Below are 12,431 nucleotides of genomic sequence, written 5' to 3'. Positions count from 1 at the left end.
ACAGATCCGGCTCTGCCAGCGCTTCGCTCACGCTCCAAAAGGTAAATGAGCACCCTGATAAGGTGTGATCCCTCTGACAATCTGATTTGGTCACTGGTGACTTCCGCAAAGCGAAACCAACCAGGTTGGCCAGATGAAGTTGCTACGCTCCGCTTGTTGCTTGTACCACTAACGGGGCTTTATGGATGCTATTGTCTGAAATCTGATACATTGCACAAACATCATATGGATTACTGTAAAGTTCATCATTATGATTATGTGTGCCATTGCCAGTTAAGAAATACGGAGAGGACAATATGGATGTTACTGATGAGGCTTTGTTGAGTTCTGGCTTTACACCATCGGATTTGAAGAAGATAAAGAACAACGTTGAAAGCTATGGTGGAACGTTGGGGAATGCAATCAGGGACCTGGCCAGGCGATTTATTCTAGCCGTGTGGGTTGTATCCGGTTGCCTTGCTGTATTCATTTTTCTTGTGATGTTCGCATCTGAGCAGAGTGTTTTCTCTGGTGCTATTGGCCTTTCTTGTGGCGCAGCGGTTGCAATTTTTATACAACCGCCTGTACTTGCTTATAAATCTTGGCGATTCTGTAGAGCGAACAAATCTTAATTAGTACTGTTATCAGTAGCCAGAAGATCAAAAATGACTTTCGCTTTGACACCATATCCAGCGATTTTCATCGTTAGCTTAGGCTTGCTCATTGTGTCAACTTTTCGGTAGTAATCACGCGGCAGCCAACGGAATAATCGCCAAGCTCCGGGTTTCCTTGCTAAGCCGAAGATACTATAGACACTCGCCCCTAGAGTCACCGTATTATAAAGAGCTAATCCACTTTTTGGGCTAAACCCCATAAATTGTGCGGTCTCCATTGCGCCATCAGCAAAAATCCCTTCCGATTTGGATTGTTCACCATAGCGAAGATGGCTTGCTTCTTTTGTTATACCGTTAATACCATCAACAAATAAAACTGCTCCTGCAAGAACTCCAACAGGGGTCATAGTGGACATCATAACCATCCCACCAAATAATGCTGCTCCAGATACCACTATATGGATTGCCGAAATAACATATCCGACAATTTTATTGTTTTCCCTGACAAACTCGACCTTTGCATAAAGTTGGGCGGCTCTGGTTCTTAACAGGCGTTCTTGTTCTTGCAGATTATCTGTTTCGGCACGCAGATTTTTGATGCATGCAATGCATTCTTCATCGGTTTTGGCCCGTCGTGCAGTTTCAAATTCTTTCTCTACGACCTGCCTTATCTCTTCGACAAACTTGATACGTGTTATCCCATCTTGCAAATAGAATGCTGATAGCCGATTTGCAGTTTCGACGAGTTTCCGGGCTTCCAGATTTACCATGGTATCTGACCATGTTCTGTTCCAGCCCCTGTTGAGCAGCGCAATATCCATTAAAGACTCCTTCCCAAAATGTGTCTGGTCATTTTACGTGCAATAAGGTCGAAGATAACAGGAAATACTTTCACAACCCGCCCCCGTGGGTGTCCCGTTGTTTTATCCTTCCAGTTTACATTCACCTGTTCAAAATATCCCCGGCTCTGTTGGTGATCTGCTAGACCGTCAGCCCAGACCCTCGGTGAAAAGCGCTTTTCTTCGCCAAATATCGCTACGTGATGCCTTCAGCGACACGCCTCACTGCAACAAGCAGTGCAGTTACACAATGCTGCTTTGGGCTGACGCAAGGGAGATAACTTGATGTTTTGAAGTGCATCTGTTCACTAATTGTACAGTAATTTAACATATTGTATCTTATAAGTACTTGGCTTTTTTGGTCAGGTATTGCTTTTCGGCGCGTTGGCGTGAAGCGGGGTATACAACAGCGATTTGATCAACAGAAGGATAGCATTCGGGAGGACTTGAGGTGAGTTTACTTGTTCAAGGATTTTGGATGAGTTTGTCTGGTCACCCCACAACTTCAGGTTTCAGGCCTTTGATTCTGCCAGAGCATTAAACGCCATAAAAGCATATTTTTCTATTCACCAGCAGATACAAAGCCACTACGGCGACGTTACCACAACGGGTAGAAGGTCTACCCTCACCTGGCGAAATTCTCCCATCCTGGCGGTCATAGATGCGTATCTTTTTCCACACCAGCGCATGCAGTCCCATCAATCCCTTCTACGCTTCACCAGAAGCCCTCAGCGGCGATTTCTAGCACCAGATATAACTGGCGTACCGATAATCCATGACTTCCCACAGCGCGATACAGGATTCACCAGAGGGCATCTGTCTTGATGACAGTACGTCGTCTTGCCCTTGAATAGCATTAAGTGTCGCCGCATAAGCAACTTAATCCTCGTCATCACTCTGTAATACCCTACGCAGGATTCGGCTCGATTCCAGTATCGGCAGATCTTCCATTAATAACGCCGATCGCGATGGCAATTTATTAAACAAGCGCTCTGTTTGCGAGGCGAGATAGGCCACCAGAGGATGTGCGTCAGGGTCGCCCGAAATCAACTCCACGTTGTATTGCGTGACCGTGCCTTCACCAAAGACCCCCGAGCAGTAGTTGGTCCCGCCCAAGTATCTGAAGTCTTCAATAAAAAAGCTGAACATGCGCATTATTTTGTGAGCATCGCGTTGGTCAGTACGGTTGTCTGCTATCCGAAACAGTATGGTATTACCTTCAATGTCATATTGATAACGAAGGCGGTGCTGCTTAAATAGCAAGATAAGCAGTAAACGATTTATCCTGCTGAACTGTTCCGTCACCCTGACAACGTTGTTAATCATAGTATCTGACCGCTTTTTCATTTTCGCGTGGCGATGCGCCGCGCTTTTGCCGGGCCGAAGCTGTGGCTTTTCGATTCCCTGAAGGAGCTGAGCATCAATGACCCCATGCTCAATGACGTAATGAATATGCTTAATGGCGGGCTCCAGCGCCTCAATGGAAAACAGCTCGGTATAGCCGTCGCCGGCATCAATGCCCGTTTGATATTTGGCCAAAAGAAAATGCAGCATTTTTTCCAGCTTAAAGACCTCGGACTGTGGTAACGCAATGCGGTAAGAATGGGCATAATCCACATCGCCCCAGACCCGTTTTAGCGACTGAATGCGGTTATAGATATTATTGGCTTTACCCACTTTCATCATCTTTTTGGCCGGGAAAAGCAATAAATAGAGAAAAGAAGGGGTGTCCATAAAGCGCCTGTGAATGCGGTAACAGAAAAAGCAATGATAGAAGTTTTTTCATGCCAGGCGTAGCGCAGCGTTCACAATGCTGAGCGCTTCATGCTTAAGGCCGGTATAGCCCCAAAAGGCTATACCGCCACTCCCTCCTATCGTGCAATTAACGCAAACACGCCCCAGCCAATATATTCCCTTGTGTAAGCCACATGGCGCTTAGGCGCTGCCGTCAGCTCCGCGCGCACCTCCTGTGCAAAATCATCGTCGGGGTTTTGCTCCAGCCAGCGGCGCAGGGTCATCCATTTCGCGGCTTCGTATCTGTCCCACCCTTCCTGATCTGCCAGCACCATTTCGACCAGGTCATAGCCCTGGCGATCGAAAGACGCGACAAGGTCGGGCAGGGTGAGAAAGTCTGCGGTGGAGGAGACGCCGCAAGCCCGAGCCGTCTCCTCCGTTGCGGGAACCTGTCGCCAGTAAGGTTCACCGATGAGCATGATTCCCCCGGGCTTAAGGCTTTGTGCCAGCAGGTCCATCGTCCCGGCAACGCCGCCCGCAATCCATGTGGCGCCAACACAGGCCGCCACGTCGCATTGTTCATCTGCCACGTAGCCAGCCGCGTCGTCATGCACAAAATGGACGCGTTCGCTGACGCCGAGCACCTCTGCGCGCCGCGTTGCCTGCGCGGTAAAGAGCGGGCTCATATCGATGCCAATACCAGTAATTCCGTGATCGCGTGCCCAGGTGCAAAGCATCTCTCCCGAACCGCTTCCGAGATCGAGAAGGCGCGCGCCTGGCTTCATGCGTAACACGCGCCCGAGCGTGGCGTACTTTTCTGGCGTGAAGGGGTTATGAATGCGGTGTTCGCTTTCGCTAACAGTAAATATGCGTGGGATATCCATCATCCTCTCCTTAACGATTATCAGGCTGGGCACGGACGTTGTTCAGCCCGGTAGTATTAATGCGGTAGGGCTGACCGTTAACGGATTTGATCAGCTTTTTGGTTTTGAGCTTTTTGAAGACGGCGAGCGTGCAGTCGCTGAGCAATAGCCCTTCGCGGCTGTAGCATTCAACGGCGGTGACGCGGCCGGACGTATCGCGGACGTGCACAATACGGCCACCTTTGGCGAGAACGTGTAAGGTACGCTGTTCCTGACGGGATAAATTCATACTGGAAAACCTGTTTAATCATCATGTGCAAAACGTGCAAACACACAGCGGTGTCCGCATTCGATTTCGGCGCATTGATAATCAGTCCGGCCTGAAAAGGTCGGGGAGCTGATTATCGGATGATTACATTCTCCAGCATCAAAGCCTCGGATTGAGTTGAAAGGTATTTACGGGGTGAATGATAACACCCGGTCATTGTATGTGTATACCCAGGGGTGAAAAGTGTGATCCCGGTAAGATCACACTGTACCGTTTTTTATATTTTTATCGATTTCAGCCTGTGGCTTTCCGAACAGATAGCCCTGCACAAGATCGCAGCCCAGCGCCTGAAGCCGTTCAAGCTGCGCTTCGGTTTCCACACCTTCTGCAATGACCCGCATATTGAGGCTCTTCGCCATGCCGGTTATCAGTTTAACAATATTAAGCGCATCGTCTTGGGTGGATATCGGATTCACAAAGGATTTATCAATTTTAATTTTATCAAAATTGAGTTCACTCAGCCTTGATAACGAGGAATAACCCGTTCCGAAATCATCAATGGAGATTTTTACCCCCAGCGATCTGAGCTTTTTGAGAATAGTAAGCGGCGTGTTGCTGTCACTGAAGAGCGAAGACTCCGTAACTTCCAGCTCAAGGCGGCTGGCCGGCAGGCCTGTCTCTTTCAGGATGGACTGAACCATTGCAGTAAATGATTTAGTCCCCAACTGAACAGGTGAAACGTTTACCGAGATTCTGGCCGGAACCGCCCAGGAAACCGCCTCCCGGCAGGCAAGTTCAAGCACATTTTTGCCAATCTCATTGATCATTCCTGTTTTTTCAGCAACAGAAATAAAGTAATCAGGCGACAAAATCCCCTTTACCGGGTGTATCCAGCGAATAAGCGCTTCATAGCCGTAAATTTCATTGCTGAATGAATCGACAATAGGCTGGTAATAAACAACGAATTCATGGTTGCTGATCGCGAGAGCCATATCATGCTCAAGGGTTCTGCTTTCCTGCAGCTTCTGCAGCATCCACTGACGGAAGACTTTTATCTGCTGTGAGCCCTCTTTTTTGGCTTCGTAGAGGGCCAGATCGGCAAATTTATAGAGATAATCAGAGCGCCGCTCATTATCAGATAAAACGATACCTACACAGGTGGCAATTTTTATCAGCTGGTTATTGATCGTATAGGGCAGACTGATGTGAGCGCTGATCTCTTTGGCGCGCGAAACCGCTGCGTTCTCGGTCAGGCCGCTGGAGAGAAGTGCAAATTCGTCACCGCCCAGGCGGTAAAACGTATCCGTCGCGTTACTCATTGAGGTAAGCCGTCGGGATACCTGATTCAACAGTAAATCGCCGGCGTCATGGCCATAGGTATCGTTGACCTCTTTGAACCGGTCTAAATCAAATAACATCACCGTGACAGGGGTATGGTTTTTATCTGCCTGAAGGGTAATTTTATTGAGATCGTCCCAGAAGAATAGACGGTTTTTCATGCCGGTAAGGGAGTCATGATACACATCATATTCCAGCTTCGAATTCTGTATTTGCAGCGTTTCTTTTGACCGCTGAAGTTCGTCAGCGAGGGTTTTAACCTGCATGTGGGCTTTAAGAATATTTTTATTCTGATAGATCATTAAGAATCCCAGAATAAAGCTTAATATCACCAGAAGTAACGAAAGTACAGAGTAAATATAATATAGGATCTGTATTTTATGGTTGGATTCATTAATTGTGTTAATATCTTTGGTTAATGCGCTTGAAGACAGTTGACTGAGCGGCGCGTCGAGCAGGTGCATATTTGCCAGGAACTTTTTTAATTCTTCATGGCTCATTTTTTCCAGGTTACTGTCCAGATACGCCAGTATTTCTTTCAGGCGTGCAGCGATCTCTTGATGCGTTTTATCGCTCTCAATATAGCGGCCTAAGTCTCCCCCGTTCAGTAACTCGCCCTGGCTGAGCATAATTTCGAGACGCATGCGGGCCTGGTCTATCGTAACGTCATCGGTATCGGTTGCGTATAGACCAAGCCATGATTCAAATCGGTAGTACTCTGATACCAGTTGAGCCACGGACCAGGACTCAGTGTAGTGAGTCAGTTTTTGCAGCTCTTGCTGACGATCGTAAACAAGAAATGCAATATATCCCGTCGTGATAAAAAGAGAAAAAATGATACCAACCAGTATCCTGTTCATTATGTTCTCCTGACTGCTATTCAATCTTCATTTTGCTAACCTGCCATGCTGAACGCGAGTAATAAATTTGATTATTCAACTCAGGAAGACTGTCATAAGGGTATACAATGAATGATGGGCCTTTATCGCGGATACGCATATATTCGCCATTAATCTTTAAGGCAAGAATAGCGTTATATTTCTTAAAATCGCTGAGAGGAATAGCGGTAGCGTAATCGTTAAGGGCAATAACATTAACGACAGAACCCTTTGCTCCAACATAATCCATGAGTTTGTTCATTGGAACCCCCTCAAACTTCGTCCTGCCCGTATACCAGGGAGATGTCGTCTCGAAACTCACCATCCCGAGTTTTTCAAGGCTTGCGAGATCAAACACTGCTTTTCCATCTTCGTTAGTATTTTCTATATTCCCGTAAATCGTCAAAATGGGTTTTCCGGCGGGTTTCGGCAGTTCACCCGCCCAGGCTAAACTCTGAACCAGACAGCATACCAGCATTAGGATTAATCGCATTATGGCCTCCACTTTTGCACAGAAGTATATGAATTATAATTTAGTTATCCTACTAGTTTATGTATTTTGTTGAGACGCTACCGTTTTTGGATATGCGTTGCAGGAAAATGTTTTAAAATCATCGAGTTGAAGTGGTTTGGTGCGAGCGGGTTTTACAGCACTGGGAGTGCTTCTTTTTTTAAGTACGCGACCATTATGTGAATAAAGTCGCTTTCGGCTAAAAAACGATCGTTTTTTATTGACGCGCACGAGGCATCGCCTGGGCAGCGTTGCTAACCATAACGTCGGATGCCCCAGACTGCAGGTTACCGGGACAACGACGCCTGGTTATTTTTCGCCAATTTATATGTCGCGCTAATTGTGCCGTTTAATTATCACACTCCGGCGATTTTTTATTCGAGAGCGGATAAAAAGGCCTTTTTTTTATTTAATTTTTCTGGTTGCCGCTTTTCGTCATGCTGGCAAAAACGCTATCCCGGTAGATCCAGGCATGTACTAATGCAGCAGAAATATGTAATAGCACCACGGCAAAAAGGAGTTTTGCCAGAAGGCTATGCGCATCGTGACACCAGGCGAAAAGGGTTGGGCTTACTGGCAAAATCGGTGGGAGATTAAATCCCTCGAACATGACGACGGGCAAGCCTGCTGCCGACAGCTGCGCCCAGCCCAAAAATGGCATTGCCAGCATGAGCGCATACAGCAGCCAGTGCGACGCTTTAGCCGCAAGCAGTTGCCAGAAGGGTAAATCAGCAGGCAGCCGGGGCGTCTTGCTACGAAGTCGGTTCACCAGACGGAGCAGCGCCAGCAGTAATATGGCAATCCCCAGAGGGCGATGCAGGTCGATAAGCGCAATCCGGTGATGAAGCGTCGTCATCATTGCGGTACCAATAAACAGCATGGCCAGAATCATCGCCGCCATTAGCCAGTGTAGTCCTCTTGCCAGGGCGTTGAAATGCTGCGGCGCTTTTCCGTGTTCTTGATTCGGGTTCATTTTACCTCCTGCTTTTCAACAGCTTCGGTGGCTTTGCCGTAACCAATTTCCCGTTCCCGGCGACTAAAGGAGTGTGAATACGCGGCAGAACGCGCGTTTAACACCGGATCGTCAGACACGTTCACACCCGAAGGAACCGTCGAGGGGTCGAAGTTAACGTCGCGGCACGGACCGTCAGCCTGGGCTTCGACGCGCACCACTTCCAGCGTACCGGCCACGATCTGCCTGCGATCGTTAGGCCACGGCCGGGAAGGGTCATCCACCGGATCGCCCGGCTGGGCGAGTTGCAGAACAAAATCCCAGTAGAGAGGCTTCTGAGCAAGCCTCTGGCTGACGCCCTCGAACATGATGTTGCGATCGGCCTTCTGGCGCTGCTCCTCGCTCAGCGACACAAAAGGATCGTGCGGGCGCATCATCCAGCGTACCGCCTGGCGATTTCCGAGACCGTCCACGAGGTAAAAGGCGTTAATGCTGTAGAACGTTGCGCCGGCAAAGCTCCCGGGGGCGGGCTTTTGTGCCGCCCATTTGAGGTATTTCTCTGCTTCCGGATAGGCTTTTAAGAATGCCGCGAGGCGCTGTGGATCCGGCTTGCCGGTGGCCGGGTCTGGCGCGGTTGCCTGGTGCAGCGCCAGAAATCCTTCAGGGTCCCGGGTCGCAAAGAAGGGTTCGTTGTTCATCGCCATACGCCACTGCTGGTTATCGTCTGTTCTGAACATCAGGGCCATGCTCAGGGTTTTCGTTGAGCTATCCGCCGCGTGGGGGTCGCCAGTGCCGATGGAAAACCGTCCGACAACAGGGGTGTGCTGCTGGGAAAAAAGGCGCGCGGTTGACAAAGACGTTGCTGAACCGGCTGGAATGAAGTTTCCCGTAAAACACATTCCTTTGCCATGTGCCCGGCGAAATCCGGGAGGAAACGGCGTTGGTGTTTCCGAGACTAATGCCTGACTGGTGGTGCGAGAACCGATCCAACCCGCCGTCCACGCAAATGCGGATGCTATCGCGCCCACGATCGCGGCGATGATGGCCAGCGCTACCCAGGATTTTTTGGATCGTAAATCCACATTAGACATAGACGTTTTTCCAGTGTGAAAGAATAATGCCTGACACGCGCACGAACATCTGCGAGCCACGCATTAATACAGGGATAAAGTTGAGGCGATTATTTTTTTATAATCGCGGTAATATGCCAGAGGATATTTTTATGATGAGGCGATTATAGACGCGCTAAAGAATAATAGACTGAAAAGCCACTATTTTTATAACGTGCGTTTTACGCTCTGAGAAGAGTATATAAGGTAAACTTTATTAAAAAAGAATATCACGAAAAGTTTATAATTTTTTGATGCCAGATATTTTCGCGTTCGCCACCCGGCGGGCGGTCTAGCCCGCCTCCAGCATCCCAAAACTCACAATTCGCGAGCGTCCCAGCTCTTTCGCCCGGTACAGTGCCACGTCCGCGGCGCGCAGCAGGTTGTCACTTTGAGCATGCTCTGGATAGCTGGCGATACCAATCGACACATCCACCGGCCCAATCTCGGTCAGCCCGTAGCGAAGCGATAGCGCATGCACGCCGTTGTAAATCTTCTGCGCGCAGGCGTGCGCTTCTGCTTCACCGGCCCCGGGAAGCAGAACCAGAAACTCCTCGCCCCCGTAGCGGAATGCCAGCCCGCCGTCGTGCGCGGCTCGCTGAACAATCGTCGCCACGTTTTTGATTACCTGATCGCCGGCCTCGTGACCGAAGCGGTCGTTAATGCTTTTAAAGTGATCGATGTCGATCATCATGCAGCTTAACGGCTCGCCGTTGCGCATGGCCTGCGTCATTTGCGTGTGCAGGGTGTCTTCCAGATGATGACGATTACGCAGGCCGGTAAGCGGGTCAAACAAGGCTTTTTCCAGCAGCGCGTCGCGCAGGCGCTGATTCGCCAGCGCCAGTCCGAGCGCCTCGGCCATCAGTTCCAGATACGCGCGTGCAGGAGCATTTTCCGGGGTGATGTTCTGGAACGAGAGCAACCCAATGGCCTCGCCCTGGGCGATAAGCGGTACGCACAGCGCGCTTTCCGCCTGTGATTCCGGGAGATGATAGCAGGCGACATCCGGTTCACCGTTAACCGGCGGATGGCTCTGACCGCGACGCACGGCCCAGCACGCATCGGGGTGGAACGTGGCCTCATCATCTGCCGGTGAAAGCCACTGGGCGACGCAGCGCATTTGCCACGGATCGCGGTCAAAAACGTAGAGCCGGCCCGCTATCCCCGGCGCGATATTGGGCGCAAACAGCTCCGCCACGTTGATCACATCGTCAAAGTTTTCACACCCCTGCAGCCGCTGCGTCATGCGCGCCAGCAGCTCGCGGATGGCCCAGTCGGCGTCACGCTCTTTTTCCAGACGCTGTCGCGCAAGGCCGTTTTCACGAAAGATGCGGATGGCCTGGGCCATATCGCCAATCTCATCAATCTGGTTAAAGTTGGGCGTTTCAACGGCGAAGTCCTGAGAGGCCAGACGGTGAACCACGTCGCTCAGGCGTACCACCGGGCGCAGCACGCGGCGTTTTAATATAAAGCCGAGCACAAACAAGAACAGCAGGGCGGTCAGGCCAACCATCACTTCAGAAGCCGTGCGCAGCGCTTTCGATTTTTTCGTCGCCTCCCGCACGGAGGCAATGACACGTTTGTCGAGTATCTGGCGAAAGCGATCGATTTGGGTTTGTGCGCGCTCAAGCTCCTGCTCGTAGGGCATGCCATAGAGCAGGGCAACGGCCTGCGCATCTTCACCCCGGGCCGCGCTCGTCAGTGCCGCCTGCTGCTCATCCTGCAGTGCATCAATGATTTTTAAACCATCATGCAGCAGGGCCAGCTCGTCATCTGAAGCGCCGGTGTCCTGCAGTTTCTCCAGCTTCAGCTCGATGCTCTTCAGTTTTTTCTCTGACGCATTGTACTCATCCAGGATTTGCGGATTTTTTTTGATGACATACAGGCGCGCTAAATCGGACTGTTTCCAGGCGTCGGTTTCAATATTTTCTGTAAGCTCATCAAAATTTTGACGTAGTTCAATGGCCTGACGTTCGGCGGTGTCAGCACCAGAGGCCATCAGCATGATAATGCCGGAGGCGATAGTCAGGCAGACCGTGGCACCGTAGGCCCAGTTGGTTATTGTCGCGATTCGCACCTGGAGATCCTTTTACCGCATAAAGAGGATGGCGTTCTTCAAATTATAGAAAACGTATGATTTAAGGCGAAAAAAAAGGCGGCACAGCGCCGCCTGATGTGGTCGTTATCGTCACGTCCCTACAAATCTGGAGAGTTTTTTCCCTCTTCGATGAACTCGGCGTCCAGCTCTTCGGCATTCCCCGCGTGATCGCGGCCGGAGAAGAGGTTCCAGCAGGCGATAAACAGCGCGGCGATGAGCGGCCCAATCACAAAGCCGTTAATGCCGTACAGCTCCATACCGCCGAGGGTAGTGATCAAAATCAGGTAGTCCGGCATTTTGGTGTCTTTCCCCACCAGCAGCGGGCGCAGGATATTGTCCACCAGCCCGACAATAATCACGAAGAAGCCAACAATAAACAGCCCCTGCCAGAGCTGGTGCGTGGCGAACAGGTAAATGGCGGCTGGCACCCAGACAATCGCCGAGCCGACGGCGGGAACCAGCGAGAGGAACGCCATCAGCGCGCCCCAGAGCACGCTGCCGTCGATGCCCACGATGGCAAACGCGATCCCGCCGAGCGTGCCCTGAACGACGGCCACCACTGCCGTCCCTTTCACCGTCGCCCGGGAGACGCCGACGAACTTGGCGAACAGGTGCTGTTTAACAAAATCAGACAGCGGCAGGGAGTCGAGGATCTGGCGTACCAGATACGGTCCATCCTTCAGCAGGAAGAACAGCAGATAAAGCATGATACCGAAGCTAATCGCAAAACCAAACGTGCCTTTGCCGATCAGGAACGCGCTGCCTGCCAGATACTGCCCGCCCTGCAGCGCAACGTCGGAGAGTTTTTTCTGGATCTGCGCCGCGTTGGTCAGGTTGTGATCCGCCAGGAAGCCGCTGGCCCAGTCCGGCAAGTGGTTGAAGATGCTCGCCACTACCTCTGGGAATTGGGTGTTGTTCTCCTGAAGCTTCGTGTAAACCACGTTCAGCTCGATGGCGAGCGAGGAGAGGATCACCATCAGCGGGATAAAGACGATCAGGCAGATAATGCCAATCGTCAGCAGCGAGGCCAGCCCGTTGCGATCCCCCAGCGCGGCACGCAATTTGTTTTTTACCGGGTTGAAAATGACGGTCAGAATAGCGGCCCACAGTATCGCGGAGAAGTAGGGCGACAGCACGTCGAAGAAGGCCCAGGTCACAAGGGCGAGAATAAAAATAAAGAAACCTTTGGTCAGTCCGTTAAAGCGCATCAGTCAGTCCTGGTTACTAAGAAACTGTGACGACTATAGA

11 protein-coding genes are annotated in these 12,431 nt (G+C 50.7%); 1 reads left to right on the top strand and 10 read right to left on the bottom strand.

Annotated features, from left to right (window positions below; genetic code table 11):
- Positions 1-296: 296 nt before the first annotated feature.
- A complete protein-coding gene (locus INF77_RS00235; RefSeq protein ID WP_015673660.1) occupies positions 297-611 on the top strand; it encodes a hypothetical protein in 315 nt (104 codons plus the stop codon).
- Here the strand turns inward: INF77_RS00235 and INF77_RS00230 are convergent.
- The 10 genes from INF77_RS00230 to INF77_RS00185 all read right to left on the bottom strand — a co-directional run bounded on the left by INF77_RS00230 (position 608) and on the right by INF77_RS00185 (position 12,391).
- Positions 608-1,414: a DUF4225 domain-containing protein gene (locus INF77_RS00230; protein ID WP_023306876.1), complete on the bottom strand. Its 807-nt coding sequence runs from the start codon at positions 1,412-1,414 to the stop codon at positions 608-610. The genes INF77_RS00235 and INF77_RS00230 overlap by 4 nt on opposite strands.
- 897 nt (positions 1,415-2,311) lie before the next feature.
- Positions 2,312-3,166 (bottom strand): GIY-YIG nuclease family protein, encoded by an 855-nt coding sequence (locus INF77_RS00225; RefSeq protein WP_193050748.1) that lies wholly within the window; start codon positions 3,164-3,166, stop codon positions 2,312-2,314.
- Between the two features lie 137 nt (positions 3,167-3,303).
- Positions 3,304-4,050, bottom strand: a complete 747-nt coding sequence (locus INF77_RS00220; protein WP_193532807.1) for a cyclopropane-fatty-acyl-phospholipid synthase family protein — start codon at positions 4,048-4,050, stop codon at positions 3,304-3,306.
- Between the two features lie 10 nt (positions 4,051-4,060).
- Entirely contained in the window at positions 4,061-4,318 is a 258-nt protein-coding gene (locus tag INF77_RS00215) for a YjhX family toxin (RefSeq protein ID WP_028012097.1), read from the bottom strand.
- A 239-nt stretch (positions 4,319-4,557) separates the two neighbouring features.
- Entirely contained in the window at positions 4,558-6,495 is a 1,938-nt protein-coding gene (locus INF77_RS00210; RefSeq protein ID WP_193532782.1) for a bifunctional diguanylate cyclase/phosphodiesterase, read from the bottom strand.
- A gap of 16 nt (positions 6,496-6,511) precedes the next feature.
- Entirely contained in the window at positions 6,512-7,006 is a 495-nt protein-coding gene (locus INF77_RS00205; protein ID WP_028012099.1) for a molybdopterin-dependent oxidoreductase, read from the bottom strand.
- 427 nt (positions 7,007-7,433) lie between these two features.
- Positions 7,434-7,997, bottom strand: a complete 564-nt coding sequence (locus tag INF77_RS00200; RefSeq protein ID WP_193532781.1) for a cytochrome b — start codon at positions 7,995-7,997, stop codon at positions 7,434-7,436.
- Positions 7,994-9,067, bottom strand: a complete 1,074-nt coding sequence (locus INF77_RS00195) for a catalase family peroxidase (RefSeq protein ID WP_150142929.1) — start codon at positions 9,065-9,067, stop codon at positions 7,994-7,996. Before INF77_RS00195 ends, INF77_RS00200 begins: the two co-directional genes overlap by 4 nt.
- 310 nt (positions 9,068-9,377) lie before the next feature.
- Positions 9,378-11,162 (bottom strand): diguanylate cyclase, encoded by a 1,785-nt coding sequence (locus tag INF77_RS00190; protein WP_088205249.1) that lies wholly within the window; start codon positions 11,160-11,162, stop codon positions 9,378-9,380.
- A 119-nt stretch (positions 11,163-11,281) separates the two neighbouring features.
- Entirely contained in the window at positions 11,282-12,391 is a 1,110-nt protein-coding gene (locus INF77_RS00185) for an AI-2E family transporter (protein WP_047367583.1), read from the bottom strand.
- Positions 12,392-12,431 lie beyond the last annotated feature (40 nt).

The organism is Enterobacter cloacae complex sp. P1B (assembly GCF_014982345.1).
Classification (GTDB): Bacteria; Pseudomonadota; Gammaproteobacteria; order Enterobacterales; family Enterobacteriaceae; genus Enterobacter; species Enterobacter bugandensis.
This window is presented reverse-complemented; position numbering and strand designations above follow the sequence as displayed.